This is a genomic window from Bradyrhizobium sp. USDA 10063, assembly GCF_054063735.1.
This window is the reverse complement of the sequence record NZ_JBSSGP010000002.1, coordinates 2734768-2756527: the sequence shown is the minus strand read 5'-3', so window position 1 is coordinate 2756527 and position 21760 is coordinate 2734768. Positions and strand designations below refer to the sequence as shown.

The window sequence follows — 21760 nt, the reverse complement described above, 5'->3', positions numbered from 1 at the left end:
AGCGGGAGAGGGGGCGGGGCTGCGTCCTGGGCGGGTACCCGATCCAATCTCAATCCTGCTCTAGTTGAGGGCTTCGTTAAGCGCGGCGTCCAGCGTGGCAAGCGCCGGACCCAGTCCGCCCTTGAGATGGACGCGCAACGCGCGCCGGCCACGTTCGGTCAATACGTCGAAATCGCCGCGCGCCTGCGCCGCCTTGATGACGCCGAAGCTCGCCTTCTGCCCCGGCACCGGCAGGTCCTTGGCATCGTCGGCGGTGATCTGCAGGAACACGCCGCTGTCGGGGCCGCCCTTGTAGGCCTGGCCGGTCGAGTGCAGGAAGCGCGGGCCGAACTCGGCACAGGTGGCGAGATGCTTGCCGTCGCGCACGGCAAGCCGCATCTTCTGCAGTGCATCAATGAAGGCCTTGTCGCGCTCGATATAGGCGAGCAGGGCGACATAGTCGCCCCGGTGCGAGCGCGACAAATGCGCCTTCAGCCAGGAGCCGAGCGTGCCGTCGGCCCCGGCCTTGCGCAGCTCGGCGGCGTTGTGCTCGTCGGTGTAGAGATCGGCCTCCGCGGTGGAGACCACCGGCTGTTCGGCCGGCAGCGATCCGGTTTTCTCGAAAGCTGCGGTCAATTCGCGGGTCTTGATCTTGGCCGCCTCGACATCCGGTTGGTTGAACGGGTTGATGCCGAGCACCGAGCCCGCGACCGCGGTCGCAATCTCGAAGCGGAAGAACTCCTGGCCGAGATGGTCGATCGAGGGCAGGACGATGCGGGCTACGGGATGGCCGGCCTGCTCCAGCGCCTCAAGCCTTCTGTCATGCTCGGCGTCGTCCTCGCCCTCGGTGCGAAGGTCGATGAAGAAGCGGTCGTCGCCGTAGGTAGCCGGCTCGGCCAGCGTCTCGCCGTCGATCGGGATCAGGCCCTTGCCGTCCTTGCCGGTGGATTCGGCGATCAACTGCTCGGCCCAGGCGCCGAAATCCGCGATCTTCCCGGACGACGTGATCGTCACCTTGTCGCGGCCTTCGAGGCCGGCGAGCCCCATCGCGAGCCCGAGCTGCACGCCCGGGTTCTCATGCGGCGGCACGTCGGCGCCGCAGGAGCGCACCATCGACAATGTGTGCTTGATCAGGCTGCGGACATTGAGGCCGGCGGCCGCGGCCGGCACCAGGCCGAACGGGGAGAGCACGGAGTAGCGGCCGCCGATCGTGGGCTCGCCGTAGAAGATGCGGGCAAAGCCCTGGCGCTTCGCCGTCTTCTCCAGCGACGAGCCGGGATCGGTCACCGCGATGAAGCGGTGGCCGGCCTTGGCGGCGCCGATCGCCTTGGAGACGCGGTCGAAGAAATAGTCCTTCATCACGTTCGGCTCGGTGGTGCCGCCGGACTTGCTGGATACGATGAACAGCGTCCTGGAGATATCGACCGCCGCTTCCATCGCCCGCACCTGCGCCGGGTCGGTGGAATCGAGCACGTGCAGCTTGGGGAAATCGGTCTTCTTGGCGAAGGTCTCCGCCAGCACCTCCGGCCCGAGGCTGGAGCCGCCCATGCCGAGCACGACCGCGTCGGTGAATTTCTGGCCCTTCACGCGCTCGGCGAAATCCTCATAGTCGGCGATGTCGGCCTTGGCCGGGCTGGTCAGCCAGCCCAGCCATTTGTCCTCATCCTCGCCGGTCCAGACCGACTTGTCCTTTTGCCAGAGCCGGCGGACCTTGGCCGAGGCACGCCATTCCTCGGTGTTCTCTTCGATGGCCTTGGCAAGCTCGCCGCCGACCTTGAGCTTCTGGCCGTCGAGGCCGGTGCCGAGCGAGGTCGCGCGCTTGAACGCGACGGCGCCATAGAGCTTGTCGGCGGAATCGGCGAACAGCCTGACGCCGTCCTTGACCAGCTCGGCGGTGATCGCGTCCAGCGAGATGCCGGACTTCTCCAGCTCATCGAGCACGCGCTGGGCGTCCTCGACGTTCTCCTCGAGGCTGTCGCGCACCTTGCCGTGGTCACGGAAGGCGTCCAGCGTCGCCGGCGGCACGGTATTGACCGTGTCGGGGCCGATCAGCTCCTCGACATAGAGGACGTCGCTGTATTCCTTGTTCTTGGTGCCGGTCGAGGCCCACAGCAGCCGCTGCGGCTTGGCGCCCTTTGCCAGGAGTTTTTCCCAGCGCGGACCGGCGAAGATCTGCTTGTAGTCCCGATACGCCAACTTGGCGTTGGCGATGGCAACCTTGCCCTTCAGCGACGCCAGCCGCTCCTTCTCGGTGGGATCGTTGGCCTTTGCGATCTTCTCATCGAGCTGCTTGTCGACGGCGGTATCGATGCGGCTGACGAAGAAGCTCGCCACGCTCGCCACGTGCGAGGGGTCGCCGCCGCCGCCAACGTATTTCTCCAGGCCCTTCAGATAGGCCTCCGCCACCTCGCGATAGACCTTTTGCGAGAACAGGAGCGTGATGTTGATGCTGATGCCTTCGCCGATCAGGTGCTCGATCGCGGGCAGGCCCTCCGGCGTCGCCGGCACCTTCACCATCAGGTTCTTGCGCCGCACCTCCTTCCAGAGCCGCTGCGCTTCCGCGATGGTCCCCCTGGTGTCCATCGCCAGATAGGGCGACACTTCGAGGCTGACGAAACCGTCCTTGCCATCGAGCCGGTCATAGACGGGGCGCAGCACGTCGGCGGCGTGCTGGATGTCCTCGATCGCGAGATGCTCGAACAGTTCGGCGACCGGGCGGTCGCCCTTCTTCAGCGCATTGCCGATCGCCCCGTCATATTCGTCCGAACTGCCGATCGCCTTCTCGAAGATCGACGGGTTGGAGGTGACGCCTTTGACGCCGTCCTCGTCAATCAGTGTCTTGAGATCGCCCTTGGCGACGAAGCCGCGGGCCAAAAAGTCCAGCCAGACCGATTGGCCGTGGTTTTCGAGTGCTTTGACGGGGTTCATGATGCCTGTTTCTGCTCGATCGGGTCGGTGGTTGGGTTCCCCAGCAGCTTTCTGGGGCAGGGCCGCATTGTCAACACGGGGCGGAAAGGGCTGCCAAGGGGGAATATGCGCATCGAAACGAGACAACTCCACCCGGACCCGTTCGATCCCTCGGATTTGATCCGATGCAACCGCGAACTCTGAACAATTTTATGACGGTGCGGTGCACCGTTCAGGGCCTGAGATAGAGGTAACCCTGCGACTGCAGTTCGGCGAGGCGGACGACGCCGCCCTTGTCGGCGACCACGAAGCCGGGAAGGAGCTCGTTCAGGCTGACATTCTGCGATTTCATGGTGTTGCCGCAGGCGGCGATCTCGACGCCATCCCCGGAAAACTCCCGGACGCGCCGCGACAGGTCGGGGTTGGCGGAGGCCGAATGAAAGGCGCGCAGCGCCGGGCCGTGGATCACCAGGGCAATGGTAACATTCGCAGGCCCGCCGACGCCGTCGAAATGGTTCTGGATGTTGCCGAGGACAAAGTTGACCTTCTCGAGGTCGCTCAGGTGATAGACCACCTTCGGCTTGGCGGCAGGCGACGGTGCCTCGCCAGCGGCGCGGGCGCGTGAGACGGCAAGGGCGCCGCCCAAGGCCGAGACCACGCCCCACAAGATGCTGCGTCGACGCATGGCACCCTCCCTCAATTGAGTTGGCTGGCCAACAAGCGTATTATCCGGCGCACGAGCGCATCATTTGTGTCTGATGGCGGCGAGTTCCCGGCGGTCGGTCACAAGCTCGGCACATTCTTCCGCGTCAGCGCGATCGACGCGAAAGATCTTGTCGTCGGCGCCGGCCACGAGCGCGTCTTCGGCCTCTTGGTCCGGCTTGTTGCGATCCCAAATCCTGATCCGCTCAAGGCGGATGATGGCAGACTTGTCGTCTTTCGACAGTGCCACATTGATGCCGCCACCTTCACAATCGACGCCGCAGCCGAAACGGATTTCGTTGCTCGCGTCCTCTGTGACGACATGGCCGCAAAAGCCGCTGGAGTCGAAATTGCCGGTGCGGTGACGGTACTTAATTCCAAGGCGGAATGAGTAGCCGGTGGTTTTTTCCTCCGGCGCATTCTCCGCCGTCACCAATAGTTTCATCGCGCTCACTTTCTGCTTCGGATGTTGCGCCAGATGATTGGCGTCATAACGGCGCACGAAGCAGGCGTAGGTCTTTTCGGCGAGCGAAGCTGCGAATATTCTTTTGTCAAAAGCTGCGGCTTTGGCGCTGTCGACGTCATCCTCGGCGTGGCTGCGGCCAATTCCGGCGAGCATTGCAGCTACGACAACTAGATGAACGGAGAATAAAATACGCTTCATGATCTGTTCAGCGAACGCAAGCGATCTATATGAAATGATAAGCGCCACCTCGATCGGCGCGGCGACGATGCCGCGTCACGATGTGCAGACTGGTTTGACTTAGTCGCGGCAGAAGCCGGGTGCGTTCAAACCTGTGGCAGTTCGTGGGCGTGAAGGAGCAACGCGATGGCAGCCGAGAGGCGGTCGGAACGGCATTTGCTGAGGGCAGGAAGCTGGTGTTTGTCGGGTCCTCCGGGATGCATCCCGGTAAAATCACGGATGTGGCGGACCAGCTACATGGCCAAGAAAGTAAATGACAAATCGCGTTTTTGATGAACTATTAGGCTGGCTGCTTGTTGATAAGGCAGCGGCTGCTTGCGCCGTGCATTGCGGAAGGGAGGCTGGCGAGTGTCCAATAGCTCCAGCATGCCGACCGTGATTCGTAGTGAGGAACGCTCTGGCAATCCAGCTCGTTCTTCTCCGGCGGCGTAACATATCGTGGAGAGGGATCATGTACAACGATTCTCTGTTCAACGCTTTCGCTAGGTCGTTCGAGGCTCGAAGCCAGAGCGATATGTCGATGGCTGAATATCTCGAGTCGTGTCGAACTGATCCGATGCGATATGCGAATGCGGCAGAACGACTACTGGCTGCGATCGGCGAGCCTCAGATGATCGACACGGCCAAGGACCCTCGCCTTGGCCGCATCTTTATGAACCGCACGATGCGCACCTATCCGGCGTTCGCTGGCTTCTACGGGATGGAAGACACGATCGAGCGGCTCGTCGGCTTCTTCCGTCACGCCGCGCAAGGCCTGGAAGAGCGCAAGCAGATCCTCTATCTGCTCGGACCGGTCGGCGGCGGCAAGTCATCGCTCGCCGAGCGGCTCAAGGCATTGATGGAAGTGCATCCGATCTACGTGCTGAAGGCCGGCGACGAACTGAGCCCGGTGTTCGAAAGCCCGCTCAGCCTGTTCGATCCGGATCAGCTCGGGCCAATGCTGGAGGAGAAGTACGGCATTCCGCAGCGGCGCCTCACCGGCTTGATGAGCCCGTGGTGCTATAAGCGGTTAGAGGCCTTCGGCGGCGACATCTCGCAATTCCGCGTCGCCAAGATCCAGCCGTCGCGGCTGCGGCAGATCGCGGTCTCCAAGACCGAGCCGGGCGACGAGAACAACCAGGACATCTCCTCGCTGGTCGGCAAGGTCGATATCCGCAAGCTCGAGACCTACGCCCAGAACGATCCCGACGCCTACAGCTATTCGGGCGGACTCAACCGCGCCAACCAGGGCATCCTCGAATTCGTCGAGATGTTCAAGGCGCCGATCAAGATGCTGCATCCGCTGCTCACGGCGACGCAGGAAGGCAACTATATCGGCACCGAGAATATCGGCGCGATCCCGTTCGGCGGCATCATCCTCGCACACTCGAACGAGGCGGAATGGCAGAGCTTCAAGGCCAACAAGAACAATGAGGCCTTCATCGACCGCATCTGCGTCATCAAGGTGCCTTACTGCCTGCGGGTCACCGAGGAGCAGAAGATCTACGAGAAGCTGATCCAGGGCTCCGAGCTTGCCAGCGCGCCTTGCGCGCCGGCGACGCTGGAGACCTTGGCGCGCTTCTCGGTGATGTCGCGCCTGCGCAGGCACGAGAACTCGACGCTGTTCGCGAAGATGCGGGTCTATGACGGCGAGAGCCTGAAGGAATCCGATCCAAAGGCGCGCAGTGTCCTGGAATATCGCGATGCCGCCGGTGTTGACGAAGGCATGGACGGCGTCTCGACGCGCTTCGCGTTCAAGGTGCTCGCTGCCACCTTCAACCACGACACGACAGAGGTCGGGGCCGACGCCGTGCACCTGATGTACGTGCTCGAGCATTCGATCCGCCGCGAGCAACTGCCCGAGGAAGTCGAGAAACGCTATCTCGAATTCATCAAGGCCGATCTCGCCCCGCGCTATGCGGAGTTCATCGGCAACGAGATCCAGAAGGCCTATCTCGAATCCTACGCGGATTACGGCCAGAACCTGTTCGACCGTTACGTCGACTACGCCGACGCCTGGATCGAGGATCAGGACTTCAAGGATCCCGACACCGGCCAGTTGCTCAACCGCGAGCTTCTGAACCAGGAGCTGACCAAGATCGAGAAGCCGGCGGGTATCGCCAACCCGAAGGATTTCCGCAACGAGGTCGTCAAATTCTCGCTGCGGTCGCGAGCGCATAATGGCGGCAAGAACCCGAACTGGACCTCCTATGAAAAGGTCCGCGACGTCATCGAGAAGCGGATCTTCTCGCAGGTCGAGGATCTGCTCCCGGTGATTTCGTTCGGGTCGAAGAAGGACGGCGAAACCGAGAAGAAGCACGACGACTTCGTCGCGCGGATGGTGGAGCGCGGTTACACCGAGCGCCAGGTCCGTCGTCTCGTCGAATGGTATATGCGCGTGAAGCAGGCTGGCTGAGGCGGATGCGAAGTGACGATGCACATTGTCGATCGGCGCCTTAATCCGGGCGGCAAGAGCCTTGAGAACCGACAGCGGTTCTTGAGGCGCGCGAAGGCCCTGGTTCAGGGAGCCGTCAAGAAGACGTCGCAGGACCGGGACATCAAGGATGTCCTGGAAGGCGGTGAAGTCACCATACCGCTCGACGGCATGGATGAGCCGCGCTTTCGCCGCGAAGGCGGCACGCGCGACATGGTGCTCCCCGGCAACAAGAAGTTCGTCGAAGGCGATATCCTGCCGCGTCCGAACCAGGGCGGCGGCCGCGGAACGGGGCCTGGCGAGGGCGACAGCGAAGACGCGTTCCGCTTTGTCCTGAGCCGCGACGAGTTCGTCAATCTGTTCCTCGACGATCTGGAATTGCCCGACCTCGCCAAGCGCAAGCTGGCGGAAGCGGAGAGCGAAGGCCTGCACCGCGCCGGCTACACCACGTCGGGCTCGCCCGCGAACATCTCCGTGAGCCGCACCGTCAAGCTCGCGCTGGCGCGTCGCGTCGCGCTGCGCCGGCCGCGGCCGGAACAGATCGCCGAGCTCGAGGCGGAGGCGGCGGAGGCCGATGAGCCGCGCCGCTCCGAACTTCTGGCGCAGATCCAGGCGCTGAAGGCCAAGGCGAAACGGATTCCGTTCATCGATCCTATCGATATCCGCTACCGGCGTTTCGAGACCGTGCCGAAGCCGGTGGCGCAAGCCGTGATGTTCTGCCTGATGGACGTGTCGGGCTCGATGTCGGAGCACATGAAGGACCTGGCAAAACGGTTCTACATGCTGCTCTACGTGTTCCTGAAGCGGCGTTATCGCCACGTCGAGATCGTGTTCATCCGCCACACCGATCGCGCCGAGGAGGTGGACGAGGATACGTTCTTCCACGGCCCTGCTTCCGGCGGCACGCTGGTGTCGAGCGCGCTGCAGGCCATGCACGACATCGTCCGCACCCGGTTTCGTCCGGCTGACTGGAACATCTACGCCGCGCAAGCTTCCGACGGCGACAACATGACCTCCGACAGCCTCCTGACCGGACGGCTGCTCACCGAGCAGATCCTCCCCGTCACCCAGTTCTTTGCCTATCTCGAGGTCGGCGAGGCGGCCAACTACACCTTCGACATGCCGGACTCCTCGCTCTGGACTCTTTACGAGCGCCTGCGCAACGAGGGCGCGCCGCTCGCAATGCGCAAGGTGAGCGAACGCAGCGAGATCTTCCCGGTATTCCAGGATCTGTTCAGGCGTCGCGGCAAGCAGGAGAGGGCCACGCCATGACGATGACAGGTGAGCGGCTGTTCGAGGGCGCGGATTGGGATTTCCGCACGCTGCAGCGCGTCCACGATGCCTGCGAGGAGATCGCGAAGTCGGAGCTGGGCCTCGACGTCTATCCCAACCAGATCGAGGTCATCACTTCCGAGCAGATGCTGGATGCCTATTCGTCGGTTGGCATGCCGCTGTTCTATAGGCACTGGTCGTTCGGCAAGCACTTCGCGTTCCAGGAGGCGTCCTACCGCAAGGGATACATGGGCCTTGCCTATGAGATCGTGATCAACTCGTCGCCGTGCATTTCCTACCTGATGGAGGAAAATACCGCGACGATGCAGACATTGGTGATCGCGCATGCCGCGTTCGGCCACAACCATTTCTTCAAGAACAACTACCTGTTCAGGCAGTGGACCGATGCCGACGGCATCCTGGATTATCTCGAGTTCGCCAAGGGCTATATCTCGCATTGCGAGGATCGCCACGGCCGGCAGGCGGTCGAGCATACGCTCGACGCCGCGCATGCCTTGATGTCGCACGGCATCGACCGCTATCCCGGCAAGAAGAAGCTCGACCTGCGCACCGAGGAGAAGCGCGCCGGCGAGCGCCGCGCGCACGAGGAGAGCGCCTTCAACGATCTCTGGCGCACGGTGCCGACCGGACCGGCGAAGACCAGGGCCGCGCTGACCGCGGAGCGCCGCCGCATCCTGCTCGGCCTGCCGCAGGAAAACATCCTGTACTTCCTGGAGAAGACCGCGCCGCGGCTGCAGCCGTGGCAGCGTGAAGTGCTGCGCATCGTCCGCCACATCGCGCAGTATTTCTACCCGCAGAGCCAGACCAAGGTGATGAACGAGGGCACCGCGACCTACACCCATTACCGCATCATGAACCGCCTGCACGAGCAGGGCCGCATCTCCGACGGCAACTTCCTCGAATTCCTGCAGTCGCACACCAACGTCGTGTTCCAGCCGGAGTTCGACGATCCTCGCTTCTCCGGCTTCAACCCCTATGCGCTCGGCTTTGCGATGATGCAGGACATCGAGCGGATCGTGACCGAGCCGGAGGACGAGGACCGCGAATGGTTTCCGGACATCGCGGGCAGGGGCGACGTCATGGGCGTGCTGCGCGAGGTCTGGGCCAACTATCGCGACGAGAGCTTCATCGGCCAGTTCCTGAGCCCGCGACTGATGCGGCGCCTGCGCCTGTTCCATCTGCATGATGACCCCGCGGAGACCGCCGGCATCCGCGTCGATGCCATACACGACGAGCGCGGCTATCGCCGCGTGCGCCGCGAACTGGCGCGGCAATACGATGTCGGCTTCATCGATCCCAACATCGAGGTCGTCGACGTTGACCTGGAAGGCGACCGCCGGCTGATGCTGCGCCATACCGTCGTCAAGGGATCACAACTGGTTGAAACCGATGCGCGGCGCGTGCTGCAGCACCTCGCCGATCTCTGGAGCTACGACGTCGTGCTCACCGAGGTCGATACGAGCGACAAGGTGCTGAAGGAATACGTCGTGAGCCCGCGCATCCTGCCGGCTGCCGTAGCGTAGCGCGCCACGAAGTTAGATCGAGTTGCATCCACGATGAATCCTGCGCTCCCTCTCCCGCTTGCGGGGGAGGGCTGGGGTGGGGGTCTCTCCGCAATGGACACTCTCTGAGTGGAGAGAGCCCCCACCCGGCGCTGACGCGCCGACCTCCCCCGCAAGCGGGAGAGGCGAAGCGCGACGCTGCCGAATTGCCGGCACGCGGAAATTCCTGCGCGATTGCCTCAGCTCTCGCGATTGGTATGGTGCGCGCGGTCAAGAAAACCAAAAAGGATATAGACCGTGACAACTCGCAAATGTCTGGCGGGCGCTCTCGCCTCCGCCGCGCTCTCGATGCTGACGATCTCCGCTTCGCTCAGTGCCGAAACCACCATCAAGCTTGGAAACACCGCGCCTTACAGCGGGCCCGCATCGGCCTACAGCACCATCGCGCGCGCGGAAGCCGCCTATTTCCAGATGCTGAACGACCAGGGCGGCATCAACGGGCGCAAGATAGAATTCGACAGCCTGGACGATGCCTATTCGCCGTCGAAGACGGTGGAGCAGACACGCAAGCTCGTCGAGCAGGACGAGGTGCTGGCGCTGTTCAGTTCGGTCGGCACCGCGCCCAACATCGCCATTCAGAAATATTTGAACATCAAGCGCGTGCCACAGCTCTTCGTCTCGTCGGGCGCGACGCGGTGGAACGACCCGAAGCAGTTTCCCTGGACCGTCGGCTTCAACCCGACCTACGAGCTCGAAGGCAGGCTCTACGCCAAATACATTCTGAAGACCAAGCCGGACGCCAAGATCGCCGTGATCACGCCGAACGAAGACGCCGGCAAGGATTATCTGAAAGGTTTCAAGGAAGGGCTCGGCGAGCATGCCGGCCAGATCGTGTCGGAGACGACCTATCTGACCAGCGATCCCACGATCGACTCACAGATGGTATCGATGCGCGAATCCGGCGCAGACGTGTTCTTCGCCGAGGCGACGCCGAAATTCGCAGCGCAAGCGCTGCGCAAGGCCGCCGGCATGGGCTGGAAGCCGCTGATCATCCTGCCGACCGTCTCCAATTCGGTGTCCGCCGTGCTCGAACCGGCCGGCCTGGAGAACGTGGTCGGTGTCGTCACCGGCCTCTACCTGAAGGATCCGACCGATCCGCGCTGGGCCGACGATCCCGCGCAGAAGGAATTCTCGGCCTGGATGAAGAAGTATCAGCCCAATGCGAGCCCCGGCGACCTCTTCAACGTGCAGGGCTATACGGTCGCCGGCGTAATGGCCGCGGTGCTGAAGAACTGCAAGGACGATCTCAGCCGCGACAACATCATCAAGCAGGCCAGCAACCTCAACGGGCTCGAACTGCCAATGCTGCTGCCGGGCATCAAGGTGACGACCGAACCGACCAACGTCACGCCGATCAGGCAAATCCAGATGGCACGGTTCGACGGCAAATCATGGGTCCTGTTCGGCGACGTGCTGAGCGACAAGTGAGGGCGGCGCGCTCGTCTCACCTCTCCCGCTTGCGGGAGAGGTCGGCGCCGTAGGCGCCGGGTGAGGGCTCTCTCCACACGGGGGCAGTCTTTTTCGCGGAGACACCCTCACCCCAGCCCTCTCCCGCAAGCGGGAGAGGGAGCCCAGCCTCAGCGCAGGCTGGCGTTGATCTTGTCCAGCGCGGCGGAGCCGGGGCAGAGTGCCTTCGCGTCCAGCGTATTGAGCGGGGTGTCCACCGTGTTGAGATGGGCGTGGAGGTCCTCGGCTTCCGGATCGACGTACAACAGCCCGGTGACGATCTGGCCCTTGGCGGCGTGCTTCTGCAGGAAAGTCATCGCGCCCAGCCGGTCGTGCGGATCGTAATCGGCATCGAGCTTGCGCAGCGCGATCCGCGAGCCGTCGTGCTGCTCCACGACCTGCACGGTGCCGGGCGCATAGTCGACGTGGATCGGCTCGCGGCCGACCAGCACGTCGAGCCGGTTCACGGCATCATTGTGCTCGCGGACATAGTCGAAACTCTTGGTCGAGCCGGCGTGATTGTTGAAGGCGATGCAGGGGCTGATGACGTCGATGAAGGACGCGCCCTTGTGCTGGATCGCGGCCGCAATCAGCGGCACGAGCTGGGTCTTGTCGCCGGAGAAGCTCCGCGCCACGAAGGTCGCCCCTAACTGCAGCGCGATCGCGACCAGGTCGATGGCGTTGTCGGTGTTGACCACGCCCTTCTTGGACTTCGAGCCGCGATCGGCGGTCGCCGAGAATTGACCTTTGGTCAGCCCGTAGACGCCGTTGTTCTCCACGATATAGGTCATGTTGACGCCGCGGCGGATCGAATGCGCGAACTGGCCGAAGCCGATCGAAGCAGAATCGCCGTCGCCGGACACGCCGAGATAGATCAGGTCGCGGTTGGCGAGGTTGGCGCCGGTCAGGACCGACGGCATGCGCCCATGCACCGAATTGAAGCCGTGCGAATTGCCGAGGAAATAGTCCGGCGTCTTCGAGGAGCAGCCGATCCCCGAAATCTTCGCCACCCGGTGCGGCTCGATCGAGAGCTCGAAGCAGGCCTCGATGATCGACGCCGTGATCGAGTCGTGGCCGCAGCCGGCGCACAGCGTCGAGATCTTGCCCTCGTAGTCGCGGTGGGTATAGCCGAGCTCGTTCTTCTTGAGGCCGGGATGATGGAATTTCGGCTTTGCGATGTAGGTCATGACACGGCCTTGCGCAGAGGGGTCACCTTGAGATGGTCCTGGTGGTCGCCGATCGCGTTCGCGATGAAGCGCGCGGTGATCGGCGTGCCGTCATAATGCAGGATCGGCACCAGCCGCACCGGGTCGATGCCGTTCTCGTTGACGATCAACTGCCGGAGCTGGGCGTCGCGGTTCTGTTCGACGACGTAAACGAAATCATGGTCGGCGATGAAGCTCGCGACGCTGGAATGGAACGGGAAGGCGCGGATGCGCAGCCGGTCGAGCTGATGGCCGCGCGCTTCCAGTATCTCGATCGCTTCGTCCATCGCAGGCGCAGTCGAGCCGAAATAGATCACGCCATATTTGGTCGGCTTGGCCGCATTGGCCTGCAGCGGCCGCGGCACCAGGTCCTGCGCCGTCTCGAACTTGCGCACCAGGCGCTGCATGTTGTCGGCGTAAACCGGGCCTTCCTCCGAGTAGCGCGCATAGCGGTCGCGCGAGGTGCCGCGGGTGAAATACGAGCCCTTGGTCGGATGGGTGCCGGGATAGGTGCGGTACGGGATGCCGTCGCCGTCGACGTCAAGATAGCGGCCGAAATCGCGGCCTTCTTCCAGCATCGAAGCGGTCATCACCTTGCCGCGGTCATATTGCCGCGCGTCGTCCCAGCGGAGCGGCCGGCACAGCCGGTGGTTCATGCCGATATCGAGATCGAGCATCACGAAGATCACGGTCTGCAGCCGCTCGGCAAGATCGAAGGCGGTCGCGGCAAACTCGAAGGCCTCCGCCGGATCTTCCGGGAACAGCAGCACATGCTTGGTGTCGCCATGCGAAGCATAGGCGCAGGCGATGATGTCGCATTGCTGGGTGCGCGTCGGCATGCCGGTCGAAGGGCCGGCGCGCTGCACGTTCATGATCACGGCCGGAATCTCGGCGAAGTAGGACAGGCCGATGAACTCCGTCATCAGCGAGATGCCGGGGCCGGAGGTCGCGGTGAAGGCGCGCGCGCCGTTCCAGGAGGCGCCGATCACGATGCCGATCGACGCAAGCTCGTCTTCGCCCTGCACGATGGCATATTTGGCCTTGCCGGTCTCCGGATCGTGCCGCAGCCTCTTGCAGTGGCTCGTGAAGGCGTCGGCCAGCGAGGACGACGGCGTGATCGGGTACCACGCGCACACCGTGGCGCCGCCATAGACCGCGCCGAGCGCGGCTGCGCTGTTGCCTTCCACAAAGATGCGGTCGCCGACCTTGTCGGCCTTCTTCACCCTGAGCCCGATCGGGCATTTCAGGTTCTGCAACGCCCAGTCGCGGCCGAGATGCAGCGCGTGGACGTTGGAGGAGAGCAGCTTCTCCTTGCCCTTGTACTGCTCGCCGATCAGTTGCTCGATCAGCTTCGGATCCATCTCCAGCAGCGCGGACAGCGCGCCGAGATAGATGATGTTCTTGAACAGTTGGCGCTGCCGCGGATCGGTATAGGTCGAGTTGGTGATCGCGGTCAGCGGCACGCCGATCACGGTGATGTCGGCGCGGAATTTCGACGACGGCATCGGCTTGGTGGAATCATAGAACAGATAGCCGCCGGGCTCGATCGAGGCGACGTCCTTGTCCCAGGTCTGCGGGTTCATCGCCACCATCATGTCGACGCCGCCGCGGGCGCCGAGATGGCCGGCTTCGGTCACCCGCACCTCATACCAGGTCGGCAGGCCCTGGATGTTGGAGGGGAAGATGTTGCGCGGGGAGACCGGCACGCCGTGACGCAGGATCGCACGTGCGAACAGTTCGTTGGCGCTCGCCGAACCCGAGCCGTTGACGTTGGCGAAGCGGACGACGAAGTCGTTTACGCTGCTGATCGGGCTTTGGACTGACATGTTGATCCCGCGTGAACCATATCGATGAGGTATTTCTGCATGTCCCAGGCGCCGGTCGGACAGCGCTCGGCGCACAGGCCGCAATGCAGGCAGACGTCTTCGTCCTTCGCCATGACGCGGCCGGTCTTCAGCCCGTCGGCGATATAGAGGGCCTGGTCGTGATGCGGCGAGGGCGCCTTCAGCCGCTGCCGCAGATCGTCTTCCTCGCCGTTCTCGGTGAAGGTGATGCAATCCATCGGGCAGATGTCGACGCAGGCGTCGCATTCGATGCAGAGCGGTGCGGTGAACACCGTCTGCACGTCGCAGTTCAGGCAGCGCTCGGCTTCGCCCAGCGCGAGCTTGAGGTCGTAGCCGAGTTCGACTTCTGCGCGGATGTCCTTCAGCGCGATCACCTTGTCGCGATGCGGCACCTTGAAGCGCTTCTCGGTGGAGATGTCGTTGTCGTAGCTCCACTCATGGATGCCCATCTTCTGCGAGGTGACGTGCACCTCGGGCAGCGGGCGTTCGTTGATGTCTTCGCCGGACAGCATCTTGTGGATCGACAGCGCTGCGTCATGGCCATGCGCCACTGCCCAGATGATGTTCTTCGGGCCGAACGCGGCATCGCCGCCGAAGAACACTTTTGGATTGGTGGAAGCGAAGGTCGTCGGATCGACCTTCGGCATGTGCCATTTGTCGAATTCGATGCCGCAATCGGCCTCGATCCAGGGGAAGGCGTTTTCCTGGCCGACCGCGACCAGCACGTCGTCGCAGGCCACGGTCTCGTCGGGCTCGCCCGACGGCACCAGATTCCGGCGGCCCTTGGCGTCGTATTCGGCCTTCACCTTCTGGAAGGTGACGCCGGTGAGCTTGCCGTTGTCGTGGATGAAGGCGATCGGCACCATGTAATTGAGGATCGGGATGTCCTCATGAAGCGCGTCTTCCTTCTCCCAGGGAGAGGCCTTCATCTCGTCGAAGCCGGAGCGGACGACGACCTTCACGTCCGCCCCGCCGAGGCGGCGCGCGGTGCGGCAGCAATCCATCGCCGTGTTGCCGCCGCCGAGCACGATCACGCGGCGGCCGATTTTTTCGACGTGGCCGAACGACACCGATGCCAGCCATTCGATGCCGATGTGGATGTTGGCGCCTGCCTCCTTGCGGCCGGGAATGTCGAGCTCGCGGCCACGCGGCGCACCGGAGCCGACGAAGATCGCGTCATAGTTCTCAGCGAGGAGCTTCTTCAGGCTGTCGATGCGATGGCCGCCCTTGAACTCGATGCCGAGATTGAGGATGTAGTCGGTCTCCTCGTCGATCACGGAATCCGGCAGGCGGAATTTCGGGATCTGGCTCCGCATCATGCCGCCGGCCTTGGGGTCGGAATCGAACACGGTGCAGTGATAGCCGAGCGGCGCGAGATCGCGCGCGACCGTGAGCGAAGCCGGGCCGCCGCCGACCAGCGCGATGCGCTTGCCGTTCTTCGGCCCGGGCCGTGGCAGACGATGCTTGATGTCGTCCTTGAAGTCAGCGGCGACGCGCTTCAGGCGGCAGATCGCGACCGGATTTTCCTCGACGCGGCCGCGGCGGCACGCCGGCTCGCATGGACGATCGCACGTGCGCCCCAGAATGCCGGGGAACACGTTGGATTTCCAATTGATCATGTAGGCGTCGCTGTAACGCCCTTCGGCAATCAAACGGATATACTCAGGAACCGGTGTGTGTGCGGGGCAGGCCCATTGGCAGTCGACGACTTTGTGAAAGTAGTCCGGCGCCGAGATATCAGTCGGTTTCATTCCTACCTTATCCGCGCGGAACCCAAAGCAGAGCCCAAGTCAAAGGCAGAGCCCAAGTCAGATGCGCGGCCTTATCTTTTGCCTGCGAACGCCCAACGGACGGGCATTCTTCTGGTTTTCCAATTGCATCATAGCTGTCTCTTATTAGAGCCATTCCAGATCGGTCACACAAGGCAATTCTGCGCGACATCAGGCATTCGCGGTTAGCAGCTACGCGTCTGCCGTTGGGCTCTATGAAAATTTTATGCGGCAGTGCAGCAATTCGCGGCGCCGCCAACGCCGATCAAGCGCGGGGCAGGTCGCCCTTGGCGAGGTCCCACATCAGTCTGTACGTGCCGCTGGAGACCACCAGCGGCTTGTAGGCGGCGTTGTCAGTCACCAGTGCAGCAGCCGTGGGGACTGCCTCTACATCGGTGGCGTCGATCAGCACGAACCAGTCGCCGGCGCCTGGGGCGGCATCCGACCCATCTGATGTCAGCGGCTTCGACAAAGCAGGGTCGTTTTCGATCAGGTGGATGGAGATGATCCCATCGAGCTTGGCGGGATCGAGTTGGTCCCGCAGCGCTTCGCGCAGTCTCTCTTTGCCGTCGCCGGGCGGACGAAGCCGGATGATGCCGAGCGCGGCGCCGCGGCCGGTGCCCCGGCTGATGGTGATACGAGCGACGCCGCGGATCATGTTCTTGAAGCGTGCGATGTTGGCCTTGGACCATGCGGTCTGGTTGGCGAGTGCAGTGCGGTAGGCCGGACTGTCCAACACCTCGAAGGTCGCCGTTGAGTAGAGGCTCAGATATTTCGGCTTTCCCTCATCTGCGACGTAGCGACGCGCTTCCAGGAAGCCATCGATGGCGACGCGTTCCTCGAGATGCTCGCGGTCATACCAGCGATTGAAATCGGCCTCGTCGGCGGGATCGATATCCATCGACGTCAGCAGCATGCCTTTTCCGGCCAAGGGCATTCGTATTCTCCAGATGCGAATTGCAGCGACGAGTGTCCGGAGGGTGTACTCGTAAATCAGCGAGCTTGACTAGGCGCGTTCAAGACCGGCTATCCAGCAGCAGCGGCATGGCCGCCGGCATGCCGGGATACGTCTCATCGGCCGACGCTAGGCTTTCGCGAGCCATGTTTCCAGATGGGTTGGTCCAAGCCACGCTTTCCCGCTGGGCGTCAGGGAGGCATCGTCGATCGGCGCGCCGTAATACTGTGCAGTCGGATCGCCGATAACAGATCGTCTGTCGCCTGATGCCTTCAGGCGGCGCGCAATGAATTCATTGAAGGGCGCCTTGTCCGGGCCTGCAATATCCACCGTGCCGTTCAGCGGCTGCCCGGTCGCAGCCCCTGCGAGGTAGTCAACGATATCGTCGGCCGCGACTGGCTGAAACATTGCCGTTGGAACGACAATCCTGTTCCCGATCGCTCCCGCTTCGGCGATGGCGCTCAGGAATTCGAAGAACTGGGTCGCGCGTACGATGGTGTAGGGGACGCCGGAAGATTTGACCAAGTTTTCCTGCGCGACCTTGGCACGAAAATAGGCGATATCCGGCGAGCGGTCGGTCCCGACAATTGATAGCGCAATGTGATGCGTCACGCCGGCCGCGGTTTCGGCAGCAAGGAGATTGCTGGTGGAACGCTCGAAGAAGTCGAGCACTGCGGCAGGTTCCCAGGATGGCGAATTGGAAACGTCGACGACGACCTGCGCTCCGGTGAGCGCGGCAGCGAGCCCTTCTCCCGTCAGCGCGTTCACGCCCGACCGCGGAGAGGCCGGCACGGCCTCGTGTCCCTTTTGGCTGAGCTTTGCAACCAGCTTCGATCCGATCAGTCCGGTGCCACCAATGACGATGATCTTCATGGCTATCCCTCAGCGTTTGACGAAGGCGAGATCCGGATTGACGGCGGGGACAACTCGCCAACAGGAAGGCAAATATCTCATGAGCCGCTACGTCCAGCAACTCTCGGGAGGAAGAAGATCGACTGAAATGTGGTACTGCGAATGCCGATCCGGAAAGGATGAGAGCCGAGGCGGCGGCGGTTCGTGTCTCGGCGAGCAACAATGGAATACGAAGCTGCGATCAACAAGTCAGGTGTGTTGGATGCACTCCGTGCGTTCGACCCGCGGGTCGTCGGGACTCTTCCCCTGGCGCTTTCCGTGCCAGGAAGCGATATCGACATCGTCTGCCACGCATTTGACCCCTTCGCCTTTGCCGAGGCGATCTGGAAGCAATACCGATCCTGCAATGGCTTCCGTCTCTATCAATGGACCTCCTCGGGACGACCGGTGGTCGCTCGCTTCGAATGGAGCGGGTGGCCCTTCGAGGTGTTCGGGGATCCAAGGCCGGTAGATCAGCAGCACGGCTGGTTGCATTTTGAGATCGAAAAAAGATTGCTTGACCTCGACGACGGACGTCTCCGGAAGGCTGTCCTTCGGCAACGGTCGCTGGGAATCAAAACAGAGCCTGCTTTCGCAGCGGTTCTTGGGATAGCGGGCGATCCTTATCGCGGTCTGCTTGAACTCGCTTCCGAGACCGACGTTCAGTTGCGCGCTCGGCTGAACTCATTGTGAGTAATCGTCCGACGCGCCGCTGGTGAACCGCTCTGTTACCACTGTAACTCAAATTCCATCGCCCTTGTCAGACCGATGTCGCATGCTTCGGCGACTGAGGATGGCAAGCAGGAGAAGGAAGTGCCCTACGCCAACGTTAACGGTCAGCGGCTTTATTACGAGGACACGGGCGGGCCTGGCCCGGCGATTGTCTTCTCACACGGACTGCTGCTTGACGGCGCAATGTTCTCTCCGCAGTTGATGGCGTTCCGGGATAGATACCGGTGCATCGTGTGGGACGAGCGCGGGCATGGCAAAACTGCCACGGAGACATTGCCCGCCTTTTCTTACTACGATTCCGCAAACGATCTCTCCGCACTCCTTTCGTTTCTCTCTATCGATAGCGCCATCCTCGTCGGCGTGTCTCAGGGCTCCTTCCTGGGAATGAGATGCGCCTTGACGCATCCCGAGCGCGTCCGTGCGTTGGTCTTGATCGCGACGCAGGCGGGCGTAGACGATGCGAAAACACTCGCGAGCTACCGCGCGCTGCTTGGCGCATGGATCGCCGGCGAGCTGCCGGACGAAATCGCCACCACGGTCGAGCACATCATCTTCGGTGCCAACTGGCCCGGCGCTTCAGCATGGAAGGAAAAGTGGCGCGCCATGACGGCGCCGAATCTTTTGAGCGCTCTCGACACGCTCGCTCGCCGCGACGATATCAGCGACAAGATCTCCTCGATCCGCGTCCCCACACTGGTCATCCATGGCGATGCCGATGCCGCCATTCCGCTTGCCAGGGCGCAAGCCATGAAGGAAGCCATTCCCAACGCAGAACTGATCGTGATCGCGGGCGGTCACTCGGTCAACATGACAAACCCAGGCCCTGTGAACGCAGCCATCAAGGACTTCCTTGAACGACATCCTCTCGTGTCTTGAACGCTGCAGGCGTGAAAGCGGACTTTCACAACGCGCGGGAGGACGTGCGGATTGACCTGTGGCTGGCGGCAGGTTCCGATTGGCAGATCGTCCGTCGGAATTGTCCCGGCGGAATACCAAACTCGCGCTTGAATGCGCGATTGAAGGCCGCTTCCGAATCGTACCCGACCTCCGTCGCCACACGCAGCACCGCTTCCCGGGTCGTCTGCAGCATCCTCGCGGCGAGCTGCAATCGCCAGCGGGCCAGGTAGCTCAACGGCGGCTCGCCGATGAAGCGCGAGAATCTCTCGGCGAGGACCGAACGCGAGGCTCCGGCCGCATCGGCAAGTTCGTCGATGGTCCAATGATGCCGAGGTTTCCGGTGCAGAAGCGCCAGGGCGCCGCCAACGACCGGATCCCGCGCCCCCGCAAGCCAGCCGGTTTGCTCCGGCGGCAACGCCTCCATGTAGCGGCGAATGGTCTCGATGAAGAGCGCCTCCGCCATCCTCGAGAGGAGAACCGATTGTCCGGGTCGCGTCGATCCGGCCTGAGAGACAAGATGACGAACCGAGCTCTCCAGCCACTCGCCAGCCGGATCGCCGCGGAGGTTGATCTTGATCATCAGCGGCAGACCGGCCAGGAAAAGCCGATCCGCATGTCGCTCGCAGCCGAAATAGCCGCAAACGAATCTGGTCGTTTCTCCGCCGCCACCCAATCTCATCGTGGTCAAATCGCCCGCCAGGAATTCGCTCAGCGAGGCGCCGCTGTCGAGAAAGGTCGATGGCGCGCCGTTTGAGACCGTGTGGGCATCGCCGTGGGGGATGATCAGGATATCGCCCGCAGCGACAGCGATGTCCGCTTCGCCCGCAAAGCGCACGACAGCCTTCCCATCGGTGACCAGGTGATAGCTGACCAGTCGCTCGGTTCCGGGGGCAAGCACATGGGCGACGTCTTGCAGGTGAGGCACCCGGAATCCCCAGGGCGCGCTGCACTCTGCGTGATAGAAAATGGCGCCGGTCATGCGCACCGACGTCAGGGCCTCGGAAAGGGCATCCATCTCTTCGCTCCGGCCGGCGGCTGGACCCGAGTGGAACTGCAAACTCAGTCCAAGTATACTGCAAAGAACCACGGACTTCCGGCAAAGTTTGGAATTCGGATTGCTCCTAACTTCGATCGCCTCAAAGGCCGCTGCAATCAGCGGCACCTGACCAGCCCGCAAGCAGATCTCGCAGGAGAATTCGATGGGCAAGGCATTCGACGTGATTGTCGTGGGCACGCGCTGCGCCGGTTCGCCAACGGCGATGTTGCTGGCCCGCAAAGGCCACCGAGTGCTGGCGGTTGACCGCGCATCATTCCCAAGCGACACAGTCTCGACTCATCTCGTACACCCGCTCGCTGTCGGTGCCCTATCGCGATGGGGACTGCTCGACAGGCTGGCAGCGACGGGATGTCCGCCGATCCACGCCTATTCCTTCGACTTCGGCGCCTTCACGATTTCTGGGAGTCCCGGCACGGACCAGAACCCGATTGCCTATTGTCCGCGGCGGACGATCCTCGACAAGCTGCTCGTCGACGCCGCCGCCGAATCCGGTGCGGAGATCCGTCAGGGTTTCACCGTCGAGGAAATCATGATGCAAGGCGAACGCGCGGTCGGCATCAAAGGCAGATCAAAGCAGGGCGGGGCCGTCACGGAGCGTGCCGAAGTGATCGTCGGGGCCGACGGTCGGCACTCGATGGTGAGTGAGGCGGTTCACCCGGAGCAATACCGCGAGAAGCCGCCATTGTTGGCGGGTTACTACACCTACTGGAGCGGGCTGCCCACACACGGACGATTTGAAACCTATATCCGCGACAAGCGGGCATTTGCGGCAATGCCGACCCATGGCGATCTGACGCTCGTGATTGCCGGATGGCCTTACGAGGAGTTTGCGGAGAACAAGAAGGACATCGAAGGCAACTATTTGAAGTCGGTCGAACTGGCGCCGGAGTTCGCGAAGCGGCTGCGCAGCGCAACACGCCAGGCGCCGTTCGCCGGCACGGCCGTGCCGAACTATTTTCGCAAGCCCTATGGCGCCGGCTGGGCTCTCGTAGGTGACGCCGGCTACAACAGGGACTTCATTACCGCACAGGGAATTCTCGATGCCTTCCGCGACGCCGAGCTCTGCGCGGTGGCACTCGACAAGTTTTTCTCAAGCGCACGGCCATTCGAAGATGCCATGGCTGAATATCGGCACACCCGCGACGCGCAGGTTGAAGTGATGTACGAACTCACTTGCGAGCTCGCGACGCTGCAGCCGCCGTCCCCCGAGCTGGAGCAGCTCCTTCGAGCGGTCCACGGCAACCAGGCGGCGATGGACGGATTTGCACGTGCGAACGCCGGCACGATATCGCCGACAGAATTCTTCGCGCCGGACAATGCCGCGGCGATTTTTGCCGCTGCGGCCGCGAGGGGACCGTAGCTGAAACGTCGCGGCTTTCGGGCGTGTTGAAACTGGTGCGCCCGT

16 protein-coding genes are annotated in these 21760 nt (G+C 62.8%); 7 read left to right on the top strand and 9 right to left on the bottom strand.

What is annotated here, in order from left to right; all coding sequences use genetic code 11:
- Positions 1–60: 60 nt before the first annotated feature.
- The 3 genes from ACVJGD_RS15445 to ACVJGD_RS15435 form a co-directional block, all read right to left on the bottom strand.
- On the bottom strand, positions 61–2907 hold the full coding sequence (locus ACVJGD_RS15445; RefSeq protein WP_456635142.1) for a bifunctional transaldolase/phosoglucose isomerase: 2847 nt from the start codon (positions 2905–2907) through the stop codon (positions 61–63).
- Positions 2908–3118: 211 nt separating this feature from the next.
- Positions 3119–3571 carry a DsrE family protein gene (locus ACVJGD_RS15440; RefSeq protein WP_456635141.1) on the bottom strand — a complete coding sequence of 151 codons (453 nt, stop codon included), beginning with the start codon at positions 3569–3571 and terminating at the stop codon, positions 3119–3121.
- 60 nt (positions 3572–3631) lie between these two features.
- On the bottom strand, positions 3632–4252 hold the full coding sequence (locus ACVJGD_RS15435) for a hypothetical protein (RefSeq protein WP_456640261.1): 621 nt from the start codon (positions 4250–4252) through the stop codon (positions 3632–3634).
- Between the two features lie 490 nt (positions 4253–4742).
- On the opposite strand from ACVJGD_RS15435, the gene ACVJGD_RS15430 reads away from it, so the two are divergent.
- The 4 genes from ACVJGD_RS15430 (at position 4743) to ACVJGD_RS15415 (ending at position 10987) form a co-directional block, all read left to right on the top strand.
- On the top strand, positions 4743–6686 hold the full coding sequence (locus ACVJGD_RS15430; RefSeq protein ID WP_456635140.1) for a PrkA family serine protein kinase: 1944 nt from the start codon (positions 4743–4745) through the stop codon (positions 6684–6686).
- 18 nt (positions 6687–6704) lie between these two features.
- On the top strand, positions 6705–7976 hold the full coding sequence (locus ACVJGD_RS15425; RefSeq protein ID WP_456635139.1) for a YeaH/YhbH family protein: 1272 nt from the start codon (positions 6705–6707) through the stop codon (positions 7974–7976).
- Positions 7973–9520 carry a SpoVR family protein gene (locus tag ACVJGD_RS15420; protein ID WP_456635138.1) on the top strand — a complete coding sequence of 516 codons (1548 nt, stop codon included), beginning with the start codon at positions 7973–7975 and terminating at the stop codon, positions 9518–9520. Before ACVJGD_RS15425 ends, ACVJGD_RS15420 begins: the two co-directional genes overlap by 4 nt.
- 327 nt (positions 9521–9847) lie before the next feature.
- Entirely contained in the window at positions 9848–10987 is a 1140-nt protein-coding gene (locus ACVJGD_RS15415; RefSeq protein ID WP_456640260.1) for an ABC transporter substrate-binding protein, read from the top strand.
- A 149-nt stretch (positions 10988–11136) separates the two neighbouring features.
- On the opposite strand, the gene ACVJGD_RS15410 is transcribed toward ACVJGD_RS15415, so the two are convergent.
- From ACVJGD_RS15410 to ACVJGD_RS15390, 5 genes are all read right to left on the bottom strand, one after another.
- On the bottom strand, positions 11137–12192 hold the full coding sequence (locus ACVJGD_RS15410; RefSeq protein WP_456635137.1) for a 2-oxoacid:ferredoxin oxidoreductase subunit beta: 1056 nt from the start codon (positions 12190–12192) through the stop codon (positions 11137–11139).
- Positions 12189–14036, bottom strand: a complete 1848-nt coding sequence (locus ACVJGD_RS15405; protein WP_456635136.1) for a 2-oxoacid:acceptor oxidoreductase subunit alpha — start codon at positions 14034–14036, stop codon at positions 12189–12191. The genes ACVJGD_RS15410 and ACVJGD_RS15405 overlap by 4 nt, the downstream gene beginning before the upstream one ends.
- Complete coding sequence (locus ACVJGD_RS15400; RefSeq protein WP_456635135.1) at positions 14006–15805, bottom strand: FAD-dependent oxidoreductase; 1800 nt, start codon at positions 15803–15805, stop codon at positions 14006–14008. The genes ACVJGD_RS15405 and ACVJGD_RS15400 overlap by 31 nt, the downstream gene beginning before the upstream one ends.
- Positions 15806–16088: 283 nt before the next feature.
- A complete protein-coding gene (locus ACVJGD_RS15395; RefSeq protein WP_456635134.1) occupies positions 16089–16760 on the bottom strand; it encodes a hypothetical protein in 672 nt (223 codons plus the stop codon).
- Between the two features lie 147 nt (positions 16761–16907).
- On the bottom strand, positions 16908–17651 hold the full coding sequence (locus ACVJGD_RS15390) for an SDR family oxidoreductase (protein ID WP_456635133.1): 744 nt from the start codon (positions 17649–17651) through the stop codon (positions 16908–16910).
- 201 nt (positions 17652–17852) lie between these two features.
- On the opposite strand from ACVJGD_RS15390, the gene ACVJGD_RS15385 reads away from it, so the two are divergent.
- The gene (locus tag ACVJGD_RS15385; protein ID WP_456635132.1) at positions 17853–18362 is read left to right on the top strand and encodes a DUF4269 domain-containing protein; all 510 of its coding nucleotides are present in this window, start codon (positions 17853–17855) and stop codon (positions 18360–18362) included.
- Positions 18363–18482: 120 nt separating this feature from the next.
- Entirely contained in the window at positions 18483–19277 is a 795-nt protein-coding gene (locus ACVJGD_RS15380) for an alpha/beta fold hydrolase (protein WP_456635131.1), read from the top strand.
- 25 nt (positions 19278–19302) lie between these two features.
- Here ACVJGD_RS15380 and ACVJGD_RS15375 read toward each other — a convergent pair whose 3' ends face one another.
- Positions 19303–20313, bottom strand: coding sequence for an AraC family transcriptional regulator (locus ACVJGD_RS15375; protein ID WP_456635130.1), 1011 nt, complete (start codon positions 20311–20313; stop codon positions 19303–19305).
- Positions 20314–20497: 184 nt separating this feature from the next.
- Here ACVJGD_RS15375 and ACVJGD_RS15370 point away from each other — a divergent pair, with 184 nt between their 5' ends.
- Complete coding sequence (locus ACVJGD_RS15370; RefSeq protein ID WP_456635129.1) at positions 20498–21715, top strand: NAD(P)/FAD-dependent oxidoreductase; 1218 nt, start codon at positions 20498–20500, stop codon at positions 21713–21715.
- Positions 21716–21760 lie beyond the last annotated feature (45 nt).